The sequence below is a fragment of the Gracilibacillus kekensis genome (assembly GCF_900143085.1).
In the GTDB taxonomy this organism is placed as follows: Bacteria; Bacillota; Bacilli; order Bacillales; family Amphibacillaceae; genus Gracilibacillus; species Gracilibacillus kekensis.
The window spans coordinates 210,102-227,273 of sequence record NZ_FRCZ01000007.1; the positions used below are offsets into that span (position 1 = coordinate 210,102).

At 36.2% G+C, this 17,172-nt stretch carries 18 protein-coding genes; 14 read left to right on the plus strand and 4 right to left on the minus strand.

Annotation, left to right across the window (positions count from 1 at the left end):
- Positions 1-44 precede the first annotated feature (44 nt).
- A complete protein-coding gene (locus BUC25_RS16275) occupies positions 45-254 on the minus strand; it encodes a YjzC family protein (protein WP_073202946.1) in 210 nt (69 codons plus the stop codon).
- 610 nt (positions 255-864) lie between these two features.
- Here BUC25_RS16275 and BUC25_RS16280 point away from each other — a divergent pair.
- The 7 genes from BUC25_RS16280 (at position 865) to BUC25_RS16310 (ending at position 6,478) form a co-directional block, all read left to right on the plus strand.
- Positions 865-2,079 (plus strand): hypothetical protein, encoded by a 1,215-nt coding sequence (locus tag BUC25_RS16280; protein WP_073202947.1) that lies wholly within the window; start codon positions 865-867, stop codon positions 2,077-2,079.
- Positions 2,080-2,183: 104 nt separating this feature from the next.
- Positions 2,184-2,870: an ABC transporter ATP-binding protein gene (locus BUC25_RS16285; RefSeq protein ID WP_073202948.1), complete on the plus strand. Its 687-nt coding sequence runs from the start codon at positions 2,184-2,186 to the stop codon at positions 2,868-2,870.
- Positions 2,867-4,285: a hypothetical protein gene (locus tag BUC25_RS16290; protein WP_073202949.1), complete on the plus strand. Its 1,419-nt coding sequence runs from the start codon at positions 2,867-2,869 to the stop codon at positions 4,283-4,285. The genes BUC25_RS16285 and BUC25_RS16290 overlap by 4 nt, the downstream gene beginning before the upstream one ends.
- Positions 4,286-4,346: 61 nt before the next feature.
- The gene (locus BUC25_RS16295; RefSeq protein WP_073202981.1) at positions 4,347-4,820 is read left to right on the plus strand and encodes a MarR family winged helix-turn-helix transcriptional regulator; all 474 of its coding nucleotides are present in this window, start codon (positions 4,347-4,349) and stop codon (positions 4,818-4,820) included.
- Positions 4,821-4,892: 72 nt separating this feature from the next.
- Complete coding sequence (locus BUC25_RS16300) at positions 4,893-5,129, plus strand: thioredoxin family protein (RefSeq protein ID WP_073202950.1); 237 nt, start codon at positions 4,893-4,895, stop codon at positions 5,127-5,129.
- Positions 5,130-5,297: 168 nt separating this feature from the next.
- Complete coding sequence (locus tag BUC25_RS16305) at positions 5,298-5,636, plus strand: YppG family protein (protein WP_073202951.1); 339 nt, start codon at positions 5,298-5,300, stop codon at positions 5,634-5,636.
- A gap of 116 nt (positions 5,637-5,752) precedes the next feature.
- Complete coding sequence (locus BUC25_RS16310; protein ID WP_073202952.1) at positions 5,753-6,478, plus strand: alpha/beta hydrolase; 726 nt, start codon at positions 5,753-5,755, stop codon at positions 6,476-6,478.
- Positions 6,479-6,668: 190 nt separating this feature from the next.
- On the opposite strand, the gene BUC25_RS16315 is transcribed toward BUC25_RS16310, so the two are convergent.
- Complete coding sequence (locus BUC25_RS16315; RefSeq protein WP_073202953.1) at positions 6,669-7,574, minus strand: DMT family transporter; 906 nt, start codon at positions 7,572-7,574, stop codon at positions 6,669-6,671.
- A 404-nt stretch (positions 7,575-7,978) separates the two neighbouring features.
- On the opposite strand from BUC25_RS16315, the gene cshA reads away from it, so the two are divergent.
- Positions 7,979-9,436 (plus strand): degradosome RNA helicase CshA, encoded by a 1,458-nt coding sequence (gene cshA / locus BUC25_RS16320; protein WP_073202954.1) that lies wholly within the window; start codon positions 7,979-7,981, stop codon positions 9,434-9,436.
- Between the two features lie 642 nt (positions 9,437-10,078).
- Here the strand turns inward: cshA and BUC25_RS16325 are convergent.
- Together BUC25_RS16325 and BUC25_RS16330 are read right to left on the minus strand one after the other, a co-directional pair.
- Entirely contained in the window at positions 10,079-10,522 is a 444-nt protein-coding gene (locus BUC25_RS16325; protein WP_073202955.1) for a hypothetical protein, read from the minus strand.
- An 18-nt stretch (positions 10,523-10,540) separates the two neighbouring features.
- The gene (locus BUC25_RS16330) at positions 10,541-11,305 is read right to left on the minus strand and encodes a rhomboid family intramembrane serine protease (protein ID WP_073202956.1); all 765 of its coding nucleotides are present in this window, start codon (positions 11,303-11,305) and stop codon (positions 10,541-10,543) included.
- 127 nt (positions 11,306-11,432) lie between these two features.
- Between BUC25_RS16330 and acpS the strand changes: the two genes are divergently transcribed.
- The 6 genes from acpS to BUC25_RS16360 all read left to right on the plus strand — a co-directional run bounded on the left by acpS (position 11,433) and on the right by BUC25_RS16360 (position 17,101).
- Positions 11,433-11,801 (plus strand): holo-ACP synthase, encoded by a 369-nt coding sequence (acpS, locus tag BUC25_RS16335; protein WP_073202957.1) that lies wholly within the window; start codon positions 11,433-11,435, stop codon positions 11,799-11,801.
- Positions 11,802-11,846: 45 nt separating this feature from the next.
- The gene (locus BUC25_RS16340) at positions 11,847-13,361 is read left to right on the plus strand and encodes a bifunctional ADP-dependent NAD(P)H-hydrate dehydratase/NAD(P)H-hydrate epimerase (RefSeq protein WP_073202958.1); all 1,515 of its coding nucleotides are present in this window, start codon (positions 11,847-11,849) and stop codon (positions 13,359-13,361) included.
- A 54-nt stretch (positions 13,362-13,415) separates the two neighbouring features.
- Complete coding sequence (locus BUC25_RS16345) at positions 13,416-14,435, plus strand: LolA family protein (protein ID WP_073202959.1); 1,020 nt, start codon at positions 13,416-13,418, stop codon at positions 14,433-14,435.
- Positions 14,436-15,085: 650 nt separating this feature from the next.
- Positions 15,086-16,216, plus strand: coding sequence for an alanine racemase (gene alr / locus BUC25_RS16350; RefSeq protein ID WP_073202982.1), 1,131 nt, complete (start codon positions 15,086-15,088; stop codon positions 16,214-16,216).
- Between the two features lie 249 nt (positions 16,217-16,465).
- Complete coding sequence (locus BUC25_RS16355) at positions 16,466-16,747, plus strand: CopG family ribbon-helix-helix protein (RefSeq protein ID WP_058305778.1); 282 nt, start codon at positions 16,466-16,468, stop codon at positions 16,745-16,747.
- A gap of 3 nt (positions 16,748-16,750) precedes the next feature.
- Positions 16,751-17,101, plus strand: coding sequence for a type II toxin-antitoxin system PemK/MazF family toxin (locus tag BUC25_RS16360; protein WP_073202960.1), 351 nt, complete (start codon positions 16,751-16,753; stop codon positions 17,099-17,101).
- The last annotated feature ends 71 nt before the right edge of the window (positions 17,102-17,172 follow it).

Consider the following 17,172-nt stretch of genomic DNA (forward strand, 5'->3'; position numbering starts at 1 on the left):
GCACAATAGGATTATTTGCTGCGTAAACAATTCATCTGTTATAGTTATTCGTTCTCAAGCTCTTGATTAACTTCGATCCACCAGGCACTTTTATTTTCGGCAGGTGAGGATGGGAATGTTTCTCCTTCGGCTAACTTGATAATAGTGTCATTATAAAAATCTTCACTCTGATATCCATCTGTTAGTTCCTCAACTTTATAAATCCCAGCATGTGGGGCCTTTTCTCCTGTCTTGAATCGTTTTTCATCACTCATTATTTTTCCTCCTGTTTCTTTGTTGTTTAACTGACGCCACAGCGAAACCATGAGTAGTATCTTTTTATTCAAAGATGCTACTCACAATATTCTCTGAAATTAAGTAAATAAAACATCTTTTTTGTTTGAATTTGGAACTTTCCTTTTTAGTGGGATAGGGAGGCTTGTAGGATTGATGAATCAGCTTCGAAAAATACCGGGTATTTTATTGTAGCAAGATAAGCAAAAATTAAAATAAAAATGGTTTCCTTTTACAATAAAGGGGAATCTATTTATAGTTATTCAAAATTTTAGGTGAATTAATAAAGAAGATCTCAAACATTGGGGGACTTTTGGCACCCAATGATTGTTAACGTTACCTATCAGAAAGGCAGCGTGAGTATTGCCGTTTATTTTATTAGTAAAGAAAGTATATAGGCGGCGTCATGTCTAGCTCCGAGCGCTAGAAACTAGTCGACTTCACGAAATCGCCATACGATAAGTCATCATCGGCTCGCAAGCTCACCGTGATTCCTTTATCTCAGTTGATTCTGAAGTCGCTACGTTCCTAAGCGGGCGCTCTGCGCTTTTCTTATTAGCTTGACTGTTTGAAAGGAGAGACATAGGACGTATGAAGGAAAATGAGTACATCTTAGGCTTAGTGACTCCTCCATGGTATACGGAGCCGATGGAACAAAAATTGAAGAAGACCCTTCCGAATACATTAAATGATTCTATCGATCATAATACGAAATGGAAGGTAGAATTTTTGGCAGATCCATTAACAGGTTTAACAGAAGAGTCAAAAGACGTGATCGATTCTTTGTATGACAAAAAAAAAGAAAAGGGCTGGGATTTCGCTGTTTGTCTCACCGATCTCCCTCTATTTAAAAGTAAAGACTTAGTTGTTGCTTCGGCCAATAAAGAAAAACAGGTTTCAATGGTTAGTATTCCAGGACTGGGTGCTTTCCCGTTGAAAAAACGGATAAGAGAGTCTATTTTACAATTAGTTTTAGAAATGTATGGAGATAATCAACAACTGACGGAACCTTCTGCCGATAATAAAATAAAAAGGAAATTGCAATTCGGACGTTTTTCCCCTATTTTGAAAGAAATTACGGATAAAGATGAATCCAATATCGGGTTGCGCTTTACTGTGAAATCAAGAATAAGAGGGAGCATAAGGATGATAACAGGAATGGTGAGAGCAAACCGACCATGGCTTCTGTTTCCTTCTTTTATGAAAATACTAATTATAGCATTTACAACTGGTGTTTATGCCTTAATATTCCCAACCCTTTGGATGTTAAGCCATAGTTATGATATTAGTCGGATGATCATTGTATCATTAGGGGCTATTACTTCCTTAGTTACTTGGATTATTGTCGCACATAAACTGTGGGAAAAACCAAATGAGGAGTTTAGTGATTATTCACGCAGATTATATAATACTACTACACTTCTAACGTTACTTACAGCTGTAATCTTATACTATTTGTTTTTATTTGTTTGTTTTTTGTCAGCAGTAACCTTATTAATACCTATGGAGATGTTGGAGTCGCAAATAAAAAAACCTGTAGATATTAGTAGTTATTTTATCATCGCCTGGATGGCAACGAGCTTTTCAACCATTATTGGTGCGGTTGGTTCAAGTTTAGAAAAAGAAGAGGTTGTTTTATCTGGTACTTACGGTTATCGTCAACGTCAACGGTATGAATTGATGAAGGAAGCTTCACAAGAAAAGAAGGAAGCAGCTGAAGAGAAAAAAGAAGCTGCAGAAAAGAAGGAAAAAGCAGCAGATAAAAAAGAAGAGGCCGCCGAAAAAAAAGAGCAAGAAGAATCGTAACAGATATTAAAAAGAAAGTCTTATTCTAGTCTCACTTTACCGTTTTGTGAAACCTTTTCTTAACAATTTTCGTATAGTATATATAGAGAGAGGAGTACTGTGTCATGTTAGAGGTAAAGCAATTAACGGTTGAGATAGGTAAAGAAACAATTTTAGACAATATCAATTTTAATGTATCAAAAGGAAGTGTAGTAGGGCTCATTGGTCATAATGGTGCAGGGAAATCTACCGTTATGAAAACCATAATGGGATGGCAGGAGAAAAAAGACGGTTCGGTTATACTAAACCAGGTGAATCAAGACCAGTCTTTTATTAACTTTAAGAAGCAATTGTCCTATATTCCAGAGGAACCGTTTTTATTACCAGAATTAACGACGATGCAACACTTTCAATTATATGGGCAAAGCTATCAACTGGATGAAGACACGTTCACAGCTCGGGCTAAACGGTTAGCAGAGCAATTTGAAATTGCAGATAAAATGAATGAATATCCTGAATCATTGTCAAAAGGAATGCGGCAAAAGGTACAAACGATTTGTGCTCTACTTCCAGATGTTCCACTTTTGCTAATTGATGAACCATTTATGGGTTTAGATATTTATGCTTCACAAGATTTACAAGAGATTCTGCTAGAAAAGGCAAACAAAGGGACTAGTATCTTATTAACATCACATCAACTTGAAAAAATGGAGGAAATGGCAGATTCCTATATTATGCTTCATAAAGGAAAGGTGGAAGAAGAAGGTTCCATAAAGGAATTTCGATCTTTATCAAGGAGAAACGTCACATGAACGATACGATTAAAATGATGAGATTTATTCGTAAAGGGCGATCACGCAAGAAACAAAAATTATATAAACTAGCTTTTGGTGTTGCCTTTGACTGGACGACGACAATTTATACGGGATTCTTTCTTTTTATGCTATTCTTTATTTTATATGATGTGTTGAAACAGATGGAACCTTTCGTTTTAGAATATCAGAAAATCGTCGATCCATTTTTGCCGTTAATGCTTTTTGGTCTAGTATTTGGAATGCTTATACAATCTTTTCACTTACCAGGGATAAAAGTCACAAGTGCGGAGTGGAAATTAACATCGCTGCCTTTTCAAATACATAGTATATGGCGGTATCAGTATTTTAGAGCACATTGCAACCGGTTTGTAGTCATCTCTGCTATAATTCTTTTCATCTTTCTTATTACACCGTTAACCAACCTGTTTATATTAAAATGGTATCTTTTGATTATGGCAGTTTCTTTATTAACTGTTTTGCCTCAATGGTTTTTTTTCCAGATTGAAGGCTTTCGGAAATTATTTATCTACCTTTCTGGTATTTTCTTTTTAGGGATTATTCGTATTTTATTTTTATATTTCGACGATACCTCTATCTTTCTAATCGTTTTTATACTCTTGTTGCTCTTTCTTAATGGCTGGATGTGGCAAAGAAAGTTAAGAGGTGTCAACTGGGGAAAGGTTATTGAAAAAAGTGATGAAAAAGAATGGAATATGTTTTTTATTAATCGGATGAGCAGAATGGATCAGGTGAAAAAACCACGAAATCAATATTTTGTACAAACCCTTTTTCAATCAAAAAAAGCAAGGTTACCTTTTCCATATCTAGAACCAAGCATTCTTATGCGCAAATTATGGTTGCGCAGTATTCGGCAAGAGATTGAGGGACTTGGAAATCTTGCATTTGCTATCATAGCTTGCATCGTTATTCTAAGTTTGCGAGGCCCATTACTGCAAGGGATCGGTATCTCGTTATCCATATTTATGTTTGTTCAAATGATGGTCAGTTATTTTGGCGAGATATTTAAAGATAAGTTGATACATAGCCTGCCCTGGAATATGGGGACGTTGACAAAATCGTTTTGGCAAATAGTAAAGTGGCTCAGTATTGTAGTGTTAGTTGTCATAACAATTGTGATGGTGAGTGTGAAGGGTTTGAGTCTGTTATTACTAGCTCAATTAGCTTTCGTGTATGTGTCTCTATTCTTTTTATTGGATAGGAAAGTAGAAGAGCGGGTACAACGTTTAAATCAAAAGTGGTATACTCCTAAACCCTTCGAACAAGTAATGGATATTATAACCTATTTATCTTTAGCCGTTTGCATATATTATCCTATTGTTATGATCGTTTTAGTGGTAATCATTGCGTATTGGATTATAAAAAAACATAATTTTCCATTATTAATTGACTAGCACCTATTGATTGCCTATAATACGTTTCATACATAATTTATTGGAGAAGAGGGTGGAAGAAATGGATCAGGAAAGAGATCACTATTTAAACAAGAAACAAGATCCTTCCTTAAAGTTATTTGTCGTGCTATCAAAGGCATATCGTTCTGTAGCAGATCAAGTGGCGAAAGATATAAGGAATCATGGCTTAAATACAACTGATTTTGGAGTAATGGAATTATTATATCATCAAGGGGAACAGCCATTACAGAAAATCGGGGATAAGATTTTATTGGCGAGCGGAAGCATTACATATGTTGTTGATAAATTAGAGAAAAAAGAACTTGTCAAAAGGACACCTTGTCCAAATGATAGAAGGATAACATATGCATCTATAACAGAAAGTGGGCAGGAATTATTAAATGATATTTTCCCGGAGCATTGGAAGCAAATTGAGGCTATAACAGCAGGGTTAAATGATACAGAGAAAAGAGAAGCGATACAGCTATTAAAGAAAATGGGCATGTATGCAGATGATTTTTCCATGAAAGAATAAGTGAAAATGTTTGTAAGTTGTTTGGAATGGGTATAAAATACTACAATAGGTTAATTTGTAGGAGGTTTACTCATGAAAAAACAAATAGAACTTTATATTAGTGACAATTGTTCAGAAGCTACGCAATTAATCGAATTTCTAAATAAAATGAAAATTCATTTCTCTATTAAAAATACGACAGATAATAAAGATTATTTATATGAATTACATACTCAGAATATATATATCACACCTGCACTCATTATCGATGAATATTATCAAGTACTTGGTTTTCAACAGAAAAAAATAGAAAAATTATTGAGAGTCTAAGTTACCATTTCCTCCTTTTTGCATAGGCTAATCGTAGATAAAACTTTATCACGGCGTAATCGTCCGTAATAATCGCACTTCAAGATTCGACGATAAGCATTGAATCTACTTGAGACAATCGGACACTAATTAATGGATATGTCTTACTTTGTGTAGAGGAGGAAGAAAATGGATCACAGATATTATGGCTACCAGAATAATCCCTATCCTTATCCGCAAGAAATGTTTCCATATCAACCACCGACATACACATCACCTTTGCCAATGACGCCATTCCAGTATTATAAAAAGCCAGTTGTACCTAATCCTTATGAAGGTTTTCAAACTACTAATCCCTCCAATTTTGGCAAACAGAATAATCCGATGTTACATTATTTCCAAAATAAAAATGGTGAAATGGATTTGGATAAGGTTTTTCAAACTGTAAACCAGTTAGCTAATACGTATCAACAAGTCTCACCATTGGTTAAAAATGTAGGCAATTTTTTAAAAGTCTTTCAAAAATAAGAATCTCTTCTCCTTGTCGGAATAGGCAAGGATTTCTATTTGTAAATAGGTGTAGTTTGTGAAGAAAAAGGTAATATAAAGAGAGAGCAATAAATACAATAGGGGGGCAAACAGCTATGACTGCATGTCTGATTATTCATGGATTTACGGGGGGGCCTTATGAAGTAGAACCACTAGCAATACATTTGAAAGAAGAAACAGATTGGCATGTGGTAACACCAAATTTACCGGGACATGGCCTGGGTGATGACGGGAGAGATTTGGATTTATTAGAGGTTACCTACAAAGATTGGATCGATGAAGCTGAACAAGCCTACTTAAAATTAAAAAAGCAACATCAACAGGAAAATATTTATTTGATTGGTTTTTCAATGGGTGGAATGATTGCGTCCTATTTAGCTGCAAAGTATACATGTGCAAAGTTAGTATTGTTATCTACATCACGGAAGTACATAAGTATACCGAGGATTACGTTGGATTTATTTAATTTTGCTCAGAAAGCAGTACGTAAAAAGTTGAAAGACGATCCGTTATATAATCATTATATTAGAAAATACGGGTCTGTACCCATAAAGGCAACAAGAGAATTTTTAAAATGCATGAAATTCACAAAACCTTATTTAAAAGATATCTATTGTCCTGTTTTTATTGCACAAGGCATCCAGGATGGAATGGTACCTTATAAATCTGCCCACTATCTTGATAAAGAAATACCTGTTGAAGCAGAAATTATATATTATCATGATTCCAAACATTTAATATGTCTGGGAGAAGATAAAGATGTTGTGATCGATGCAGTCTATCAATTTTTAACAAAAGCAAATGCTGTACCAAATACCTAATTGTTCTGTGTCCTTATCACTTAATCTCTTAATAGCACTCTTCACGGGATAACTGCCTCGCTTAACGGGATAACTCATTTGCTTGACAGGATATTATGACATATCCTGTCAAGCGATCACTTTATCCCGTCTACAACACCACATATCCCGTTAAGAGAATCATTAATTTAATTGTCAAAAGCTCAATTTATTAACTGTGGTCGATTGTTATTTTCATCCTTCTTGTTCTTCTGGTGCTGGCGATGAATAGTAATAGGCCAAAAATGACAATCATGCCCCCAAGCCATTGGGACCAAGTAATCCATTCATCAAGAATAAAAAAGGCTAATATCGAAGCACCGATCGGCTCAAACAGGATACCCATGGAAATGACAGAGGTACTTACCCATTTCAAGGACCAATTTAAAAGGTTAAGGCCTAAAATTGTAGGTACGATGGCTAAAGCTATAAAAATTATCCATTGATTTGGTTGGTAACCCACTAGTGAATAATCCATTAATAAATTATAAAAGATGATCACGATTGCCCCTATACCATAAGCAATAAAGGTATAACTCATCACAGAAATTTTTGTCCGCACACCTTGGCCAAGTAAAAAATAAATGGTTATGAAGATTGCGCCTAAAAATGCAAGAAAATCCCCATAAAGCGCTTCGTTTGCAATTTGGAAGTCTCCCCACGCGATAATGATACTTCCAAATATCGCAATTAACATACTAATAATCGTCCCAGCTGAAAATTTTTCATGAAAGAAAAAATAGGTTCCAAGAAAAGCAAAAATAGGCTGAAGTGTGACGATCACGACGGAACTAGCTACAGAGGTATACTGAAAGGATTCAAACCAAACAATAAAGTGTATGGCTAGACTAATTCCAGCTATGATAGTAAGAACCCATTCTCTACCCGCAAGCCTTTTTAATTCGTCTCTTTTCTTAAACCATACATATGGAAGTAACAATAGGCTTGCAAAAAGCAAACGGTAATTAGCTGTTACTGCGGATGGTACGTCTCCAGCCAGCTTAACTAAAACGGCTGCTGTAGAAACGGATAGGACTCCGATGAGGATTGCTATATATGGGATATATTGTTTACTCACGTCATTATCACCTACATTAAGAATTTTCTTCAATCGTTTTCCTTAGTATAACAATTATTTGATTAAATCATAATAATAACTATAGAAACAAATTAAATTGTTTGAAACGATATGAAATATTATATAGAATAATGTGGAAGAGTGTGTTATGATGTAATAATCCATTGAGTGGTCATTTACAAGCCTCTTCCGACTATGGAGGAAGGCTTTTTTCATTGTTATTCGTATGTATCTTAGTTTACAGATCAAGATTTCTACGATAACGCCATATTTAACAGATAGCTTATCCTATCTTTTACACATAATTTTTTTATGTAAATAATGAAACTTGGATACACTGATAATAACGACGAAAAAATGATAATAGATGAGATTTATATAGCAAAAAGGAGTAGAAGTTAATAGTGACAAATTTTAATCAGTTAAGTATTTCAGCGACAATCATGAAGGCATTAGAAAAAATGGGGTTTGAAGAAGCAACTCCGATTCAAGCACAAACTATTCCATTGGGTATGGAAGGGAAAGACGTTATTGGTCAAGCCCAAACAGGTACAGGTAAGACTGCAGCATTTGGTATTCCTATGATCGAGAAAATTAACCCAAAAGAGCGTAAAATACAAGGGTTAATTGTTGCACCGACAAGAGAACTAGCAATTCAAGTATCTGAAGAAATGCATAAGTTGGCAAAATTCAAAGGGTTACGTACACTTCCGGTATATGGTGGACAACATATGGAGCGTCAAATTAGAGCTTTAAAGGATGGGCCACATATTGTTGTGGCAACACCTGGTCGTTTGTTGGACCATTTACGCCGTCGAACAATACGTGTCGATAATGTACACACAGCGGTATTGGATGAAGCAGACGAAATGTTAAATATGGGCTTTATTGATGATATCCGTGATATCTTAAAAGCTATTCCAGAGGATCGCCAAACATTGCTTTTCTCTGCAACCATGCCAAAAGAAATTCGAGATATTGCAGCAACACTTATGAAAAACCCGGAAGAAGTAAAAGTGAAATCAAAGGAAATGACGGTATCCAATATCGATCAATTCTTTGTAGAAGTACATGAAAAACAAAAATTCGATACATTGACGAATTTAATGGACATTCATGTACCTGAATTGGCTATTATTTTTGGTCGTACGAAAAAAAGAGTGGATGAATTAACCGATGGATTACAAGCACGTGGTTTCCGTGCCGAAGGTATTCACGGGGATTTAACACAAGGAAAACGTAGTTCGGTTTTGAAACAATTCAAAAATGGACGTATTGAAATTCTAGTCGCAACAGATGTTGCAGCACGTGGATTAGATATTTCGGGAGTAACCCATGTATATAATTTTGATATCCCACAAGATCCAGAAAGCTATGTACACCGTATTGGACGTACAGGGCGTGCTGGGAAAACTGGTGAAGCTATTTCCTTTATTACACCTAGGGAAGTACCTCACTTACATTTAATTGAAAAAGTAACGAAAAGTAAGATGAAACGAATGACTGCGCCAAGCTATGATGAAGCTAAGCGTGGACAACAACAACTGACCGTACAGAAACTAATTAAGACAATTGAGAAAAAAGAATTGCAGGATTATCGTGAGACAGCTAGCGAAATTTTAGATGAATATGATTCCGCAACTGTTGTGGCAGCAGCATTAAAAATGTTGACGAAAGAAAGAAGACTCACACCTGTGACACTTTCTTCTGTTCAACCGGTTAGTGTGAAAAAAGGCGGAAAAGGCAATAATGGTAAATTCAGAAATGATAAACGTGGTGGTGGATATGGCCGCAAAGGAAAACCACAAGGCGGTAGAAACCGCAAATTCCAAAACAAACGTAACAACAAAGGCAATAGATAAAAAACAAAGCGTCTGAGATAGAAATATTTTATAATTAAAAATCCAAACGATAACGATATCGTTTGGATTTTTATGCTTAGTAGATAAAAACCACAACATAATTTAAGTGGTAATTTTGAGATTTTATATGTGCTTTACAACCGCTTCGGCTTGTCCGTTTCCCTTTACGCGGGTTTTTACCCTAAGCTAACTTTTTAAGCAAAGTTCGCTTGAAAAGTGGATCTTAGGATAAAATATCCCGCAGGAGTGAAAACGGACGCCTGCGCTTTGACATACTCGACAACTTAAGTAAGAGTATTCATATTGGCTTTAAACACTATTATTGTAGCAATTGTTATTAATAATTAACCAAAATATTAGCGTTGGTAAACGTTGTAGAATCTCATTGAGCGTAGGCGGCCACTCCAACTCCTATGGGACTCGTTTTTCCTGAAGATCCACTTTTTCAAGCGGTTTTTGCTTGGAAAAGTTAGCTGAAGGAAAAACCCCATGGAAAGGGGAGTGGCCAAGCCGGAGCGGATACTACACACTTACATCATGTCAAAATTACCACGAGGCTATGTCGCAGTTTCCGTAGATTGCGCAACACCGCTCACTTCATCACTCGTGTTTTCTGTCCAAGGCCCTTATACGAAATAATCACTAAATTAAAAATATCGCGACGATTGCTAGGATTGGGATGCCCAGGATGGTCATATATCCAATTAAAGATAGTGACCTTACATAACTTTGTTCCTGAGGATTTAATTTATCTGCTTCTGCCATTACTTCTGCTTTAGATTTTTGGATTTGCATCAAACTATAGATAATTACAGAAAGTATTATTAGTAATGGAAATATTAATGAGATAATCGAGGTATCCGTTTCTCCCATAAACGTGAAACCTAGTATAATTAAAAAAATTGGGATAGCTTCAATTAAAGCAATTTGAATAAAAAAACGAATTTGGTCTTTTTGTAAACCTTTATAATGAAATTCATTCCGTTTGATTCGATAGTTTAAACCTCTCATCAATCGTTTAAATGCAAATAAAATTCCTAAACCAGCAACTACTGCGGATAGTGTAAATAACCATACTGCAATCATTTTCTTTCCTCCATTTCATTAAAAAAAGTTAGATAGTAAGCCAAGTAAAACCAGGATAATAAATGCTCCTAATATGATCGGTCTTAAATAAGGCTTATAACGATACCTTTTTTTATTCCAACGATTGGGGTCAAATCCGATATTGTTATCATATGTTTTTTTTCGCCGTTTATTTTTCCATGGTGAAAAAGGTTCGACATTTTTTAACAGTACAGGTCCAAGTGCGAAGCCAGCAATAAAACCAAACAAATGACCAGCGATATTAATATTTCCTCTGAAAAACGTCATAACCAAACTTATCACAGAAATAATAAGGATTAATTTAGCGTTTTGTGGATCAATTAAGCGTTTCTCAAAAAATACCATAAATAAATATAACCCGAACAAGCCAAATATAGCACCAGATGCACCAACATGTGTATACATAGGATCAGGTTCGACAATATAGGTTAAAATATTTGCTGTAATTCCTGCAAAAAAATAAACAACTAAAAATCTTATTTTGCCTAGCATTTGTTCCAAAGCGGGGGCAAATAATACTAAGGCAAAGGAATTAAATACAATATGCCCTATCCCTGCATGTAAGAAAATAGGTGTAACCAGACGCCAGTATTCTCCTCGGCTAATACCTAAATTCCATCCAATTCCTAACGAATAAATCACTTCGTATAAATCAGGTATTAAAGCCGTCAGGAGCCAGATACCAATTTGTACGGCAACTATAATTGATACAAGCGGATAAAATTGCAGGAAATCTTTAAAGCTTTCAGTTCGTATAAACATAAGATTCTCCCTTTAAATGTTAATTGGTTATAGTTTAGCATAAGACAAATATAGAAGGACAGTAAAAGTATCCGTTTCAATTATGGTGAAAGTTAAGATATACTTTTTATTAATGGGAGTTGATTACATGATAAAGGGAATAGGTATTGATATAGTGGAATTAGATCGAATAAAAGAAATACTGGAACGACATCCCAAAATGCTGGATCGTTTGTTGACGGAAACAGAAAAAGAAAGTTTACATAAATTAACTGCACCTCAAAGAAAAATAGAGTATGTAGCAGGAAGGTTTGCTGCAAAAGAGGCTTTTTCAAAAGCGTGGGGCACTGGAATTGGGAAATTACGTTTTGTCGATATAGAAATTACCAACAATTATGCAGGTGCTCCTGTCTTGAAAACAAAAGTTTTAAAAAATGAAAAATGCTTTATATCAATCTCTCATAGTCAGCAGTATGCAGTTGCTCAAGTAATAATTGAAAGCGAATCTGCATATTAAGAGAGGTTGTCTCATACTATTTTAGTGCGGGTAGGAGGGAACAAGATGTACATCGTAACCGCGGAAGAAATGTACGAAATAGATCGTTATGCGATAGAAAAAGGGGGTATAGCTGGGAAGTTATTAATGGAAAATGCCGGATCACAAGTAGCGCACCAAATAAAAAAAGCTTATGATATAAACCAAAGGATAGCGATTGTTGTTGGTAGTGGTAATAATGGGGGAGATGGCTTTGTTATCGCCAGGTATTTAGTGGATTATGGCTTTGATGTAACTCTTTTTCAATTGGTGGCTGATGAGAAAATTAAAGGTGATGCTGCCTATCATAAAGAGTTGTGGCTGAATCAATCAGACAAGCTCGAGCTTGTGACAGAGTCCAATCAATTGAAGGATAGATTAATAGCCTATCACCTCGTGGTAGATGCTATTCTGGGAATTGGTGTATCAGGCGAAATCCGCGAACCAATTCGGGGTATGATCGAGGTAATAAATCAATTAGATCTGACAAGAATTTCAGTAGATATTCCAAGTGGTTTACCTGCAAATGATGGAGAAGATGTGGATATTGCAGTTAAGGCAGATCAAACGTATATTATTGAGGCGCCAAAAGTATCTACCTTTTGTGAACCTACCAGTAACTATTACGGAAACTGGGATATAGTGAAAATCGGGATCCCCACTTCAGCCTATTTGGATGTTGCCTCGAGAAGATGGAGGACGACATCAGATGTGCAAGCCTCTTTTCCGAACAGAGGAACGTATGCTCATAAAGGTTCTAATGGAAGAGGAGTGATCATTGGTGCCCAACCAACAATGCCTGGATCGGTATTGTTATCTAGTAGAGCTGCACTTCGTTCTGGAGCGGGTTTAATCACAGTTGCCACATTAAAAGAAAATATATCGATCATCGCTAATGGCTGTGTCGAAGCCACTTATCACGTATTACCGAATTTAATCGATCGACTATCTGATAAGGATTTAAAAGCTTTTGATCAATTTGATGCTATCGCGGTAGGAATGGGAATGGGGAGAGCTAAGTCTGAGCTGCTTTCCTCACTTATCGAGAACTTAGACAAGCCGGTAGTAATTGATGCAGATGGCTTATATCACCTGAAAACCTTTTTAGATCAAAAAGCAGAGAAACGAGCAAACCTCATCATCACACCACATTATGGTGAAATGGCGATGTTGTCGAATTTGCCTGTTTCTGAAATCAAAAAAGCACCCTTTGAAGTTTCTAAACAATTTGCGATCAAACATAACTTATATATTGTCTTAAAAGGTAAAAATACCATTATAACCACTCCGAACGGGACGCAAATGGTAAGTAATCAAGGTAATCCGGGGCTTGCAAAAGGTGGAACAGGTGATGTGTTGTCTGGGATTTTGCTAACGATGATCATGCAACATCCATCTATTCTGGAAGCATTAGCGAATGGATCTTATATTCATGGCATGGCGGCTGACTTATTAATTGATCTAAAACAACATACCGAAATCGATTTATTAGCTACCGATGTGATTGAAGGGCTATCGCAAGTATTTCGTACATTGTCTTAACGTGTGATCGTGTTCCCTTTGTCCAGTCATATGAGACAAAGGAGAGATGTCGCGATGAAAAAATATACAGTTATTTTACTAAGTGTTTTTTTGATTTTTGTTTTGTCAGCTTGTGGTGAAAAGTCGAAAGAAGATGTAGTAGAAAAATTAGAAAGTAATGCTGAAAATATGAGTGCCTATCAATCTCAGGCAATGATGACTTTAAAGACAGGAAATGAAGATCAAATCTATCGAATTGAAGTTGCACATAAGAAAAAAGATTATTACCGAGTATTACTAAAAAATGATCAGGATGAAGAAAGCAGTCAAATCATCTTACGGAATGACGAAGGTGTTTTTGTGTTAACACCAGCATTAAATAAAAGTTTTAAATTTCAAAGCGAATGGCCAAACAATAATAGTCAGCCTTATTTATTTCAATCTTTAATTCAAGATCTTGCGGATGACAGTGATGCTACATTTACTACCACTGATAATTATTTCGTGTTTGAAACGAAGACAAGTTATGAAAGTAATAGCAATCTACCGTATCAAACGATTTATTTTGATAAGAAAACGTATGCTCCTGCATTAGTACAAGTGATGGATCATGATAAGAATGTTATGGTAGAGGTAGAATATACAGCATTTGAGATTGATCCAGAGCTTCCTGAAAATACATTTGACATGGAAACCAATATGACAAGTAGTATTTTCGGTGTACCGGTAATGGCGCAAGAAGATTTGCCAAAACAGTTAACGGTTTTGTATCCGTCCGAATTGTTTGGTGCCGAATTAGTGGAAGAGGATCAAATGGAGACGGACACTGGAAAACGAGTGATGTTGTCCTATGAGGGAAATAAGAATTTTACGATTGTTCAAGAAACAATGGATGTATACCCGACAAGCACTGCATCGCCTGAAATGGTCAACGGTGAACCTGTAGATTTAGGATTTACAATGGGTGCCCAAACGAATAGTTCATTAGAGTGGCATTATCAAGGTGTCGATTATTATTTAGCTAGCGAGCAATTAACGAAGGAAGAAATGAAAGAAGTAGCACAATCTCTCTCAACAGAACAAGCAATGAAATAACAGAAAAAGCAGACTTGATTCAGAAGTCTGCTTTTTTGCGTTGTAGAACATTGACTGAATGGTGTAAGGAGCTAATTAGTAAAACTATAGTGGTAATTTTGAAAGTTTTTAAGTGCTTAATACCCGCTCCGGCTGCCCACTTCCCTTTTACCACGGGCACAAGTGCAACATCTACTCAAGCAAGCTTTCGTAGTGTTTTCTATGCAGTGGTTTTTTCCCTTCAGCTAACTTTTCCAAGCAAAGATCGCTTGAAAAATTGGATATTCAGGTAAAAAGTTACCACAGGAGTGAAAGTAGGCGGCCTCCGCTAATATATTGGTTTTACATTTACTTCGACAGGTTGCATTTTGAGCTTTTACTCCAAATAATGAATTTATCAAATGACAGAAATACCAATAAGCCTCCTTATGATAAGCGTTGTAGAATACCAAATTAGCGCAGGCGTCCACTTCGACTCCTGAGGGATTAGCATACTCTTCGGAAAGCGAAGTGGACAAGCCGAAGCGGTTGTTACGCTCATATTTACTGTCATAATGACCACTACATTATTTATTGCAATTTGCTTTTTTTGTACTATGGGTTATTTTTGTAGTATGGTTTATAATGAATGGATGGAGTAGATGGATTTGAAGAGGTGAGGGAGTATGAACATGGATGATAAATTTTACCGTGATTCTTGGGTAGAAGTGAATTTAGATCATATTATATATAATATAGGACAAATAAAAAATAAATTGAAAAATCATACAGAAGTATACGCAGTAGTGAAGGCAAATGGGTATGGGCATGGAGATGTGGAGGTTGCACAAGCAGCCTTAGAAGGAGGAGCTGCAAGGCTTGCAGTGGCCGTCTTGGATGAAGCGTTACGCCTGAGAAAGGCAGGTATTACAGCACCTATACTTGTAATGGGGTGGATACGACCAGAGGATGTTGTAGTAGCGGTTGAATATGATATTACGGTCACTTGTTATCAAAAGAAATGGTTAGAAGATGTGCAGAAATTGTCGTTGTCAAACCCCGTAAAGGTACATCTTAAGTGGGATACAGGGATGGGGCGCATCGGAGTTCGAACCGAAAAGGAATTATTAGAAATAATGCCTCTATTTTCACATGCGAATGTGTATCTAGAAGCAATTTTTACCCATTTTGCTACAGCAGATGAAGAAGACCAAGGACAGCTTACAGAACAGTTTAATCAATTTGAGCGATTGTGGACTACTTTCAAAAAGGCATGGAAGCGTCATGAAATTTTATTGCATACCGGAAACAGTGCAGCAAGCATGCGTTTTCCTGAGAAAATGTTTGATTTCGTTCGGTTTGGAATTAGTATGTATGGACTTTATCCGTCGCCGGTGGTAAAAAAGGAGAAACCGATCGATCTAAAGCCAGCATTATCCTTGCACAGTCGACTCATTCATGTGAAAAAGGTGGAGGCAGGTACCCCTATTAGTTACGGTGCAACGTATAAGTCGAAAGAAGAAGAATGGATAGGTACAGTTCCTTTAGGTTATGCTGATGGAATTCGTAGAGCCTTGCAAGGAACAGAAGTATTAGTGAATGGTGATCGTTGTGAAATAGTCGGACGGATTTGTATGGATCAATTAATGGTACGTCTCAATAAACCGGCGAAAACAGGCGATAAAGTAACTTTAATCGGTTCCCAACAGAACGAGGTTGTGGAGATGGATGAATGGGCAGATAAGTTAGATACTATCAATTATGAGATTGCTTGTATGATTAGTTATCGAGTACCTCGAATTTACCGTGGTGTAACTTCCTAATAAAAAGTAGGAATATAAAACTGCTAAGGATTTTAAGTTTGACAATATCATTCTAAAAATCAAAAATACATTAAATTGAGTGTTAATTCTTCGTTACCAGAAACATAAAACTGTAAACAACTGGTAATAATGAGGAAATAATGTAGAAAAATATGATAAATTATCAAAAACCCCTTTGCAATGCCTGTTTGAGAATGGTATGATTGTATTGGATTATCATTATAGGCTTGTCAATGTTGGTGGAGGTGTATGGTTTTGTCTGAAGACTTACAGGAAGTTGCCGTGAGATTACCTAGAAACCTACTGAATGAGGTGGATGGCTTGATGAAAAGTGAAGATAGTAACTTAAGTGATTTTATTTGCCAGGCTACAAAAACGTATCTGCGTGAAACAAAGAAACGTCATATCCAGGAATCGATGCAAAGAGGTTATATGGAGATGGCAAAAATCAATTTGAATATTGCTTCAGAAGCTTTTCAAGCGGAAGAGGAGGCTGAAACCACCCTTGAGCGCTTAGTGAGTGGGGTGTAGGTTTTGATTGTTAAAAGAGGCGACGTATACTTCGCCGATCTTTCCCCTGTTGTGGGATCCGAACAGGGCGGTGTGCGTCCTGTATTAGTTCTGCAAAACGATATTGGAAATCGTTTTAGTCCCACTGTTATTGTCGCAGCTATAACAGCTCAAATCCAGAAAGCAAAATTACCAACACACGTTGAAATAGATGCTGAGAAATATGGGTTTGAACGCAACTCAGTTATTTTATTAGAACAGATTCGTACAATTGATAAACAAAGGTTAACCGATAAGATAACACATTTAGACAGTAACATGATGGAATTGATAGATAAAGGGCTGGAAATTAGCTTAGGGTTAACTGATTTCTAATGCTTTATCTTAAAAATAACCTTGCTTTTTAATAAAAGGCAAGGTTATTTTTATAGATTTGCCCACGAAAA

What these genes read in the sequence shown, in the direction of transcription:
- BUC25_RS16275 (WP_073202946.1), bottom strand. Translation starts at nt 254, where the DNA reads ATGAGTGATGAAAAACGATTCAAGACAGGAGAAAAGGCCCCACATGCT.
- BUC25_RS16280 (WP_073202947.1), top strand. Translation starts at nt 865, where the DNA reads ATGAAGGAAAATGAGTACATCTTAGGCTTAGTGACTCCTCCATGGTAT.
- BUC25_RS16285 (WP_073202948.1), top strand. Translation starts at nt 2,184, where the DNA reads ATGTTAGAGGTAAAGCAATTAACGGTTGAGATAGGTAAAGAAACAATT.
- BUC25_RS16290 (WP_073202949.1), top strand. Translation starts at nt 2,867, where the DNA reads ATGAACGATACGATTAAAATGATGAGATTTATTCGTAAAGGGCGATCA.
- BUC25_RS16295 (WP_073202981.1), top strand. Translation starts at nt 4,347, where the DNA reads ATGGATCAGGAAAGAGATCACTATTTAAACAAGAAACAAGATCCTTCC.
- BUC25_RS16300 (WP_073202950.1), top strand. Translation starts at nt 4,893, where the DNA reads ATGAAAAAACAAATAGAACTTTATATTAGTGACAATTGTTCAGAAGCT.
- BUC25_RS16305 (WP_073202951.1), top strand. Translation starts at nt 5,298, where the DNA reads ATGGATCACAGATATTATGGCTACCAGAATAATCCCTATCCTTATCCG.
- BUC25_RS16310 (WP_073202952.1), top strand. Translation starts at nt 5,753, where the DNA reads ATGACTGCATGTCTGATTATTCATGGATTTACGGGGGGGCCTTATGAA.
- BUC25_RS16325 (WP_073202955.1), bottom strand. Translation starts at nt 10,522, where the DNA reads ATGATTGCAGTATGGTTATTTACACTATCCGCAGTAGTTGCTGGTTTA.
- BUC25_RS16330 (WP_073202956.1), bottom strand. Translation starts at nt 11,305, where the DNA reads ATGTTTATACGAACTGAAAGCTTTAAAGATTTCCTGCAATTTTATCCG.
- acpS (WP_073202957.1), top strand. Translation starts at nt 11,433, where the DNA reads ATGATAAAGGGAATAGGTATTGATATAGTGGAATTAGATCGAATAAAA.
- BUC25_RS16340 (WP_073202958.1), top strand. Translation starts at nt 11,847, where the DNA reads ATGTACATCGTAACCGCGGAAGAAATGTACGAAATAGATCGTTATGCG.
- BUC25_RS16345 (WP_073202959.1), top strand. Translation starts at nt 13,416, where the DNA reads ATGAAAAAATATACAGTTATTTTACTAAGTGTTTTTTTGATTTTTGTT.
- alr (WP_073202982.1), top strand. Translation starts at nt 15,086, where the DNA reads ATGGATGATAAATTTTACCGTGATTCTTGGGTAGAAGTGAATTTAGAT.
- BUC25_RS16355 (WP_058305778.1), top strand. Translation starts at nt 16,466, where the DNA reads ATGGTTTTGTCTGAAGACTTACAGGAAGTTGCCGTGAGATTACCTAGA.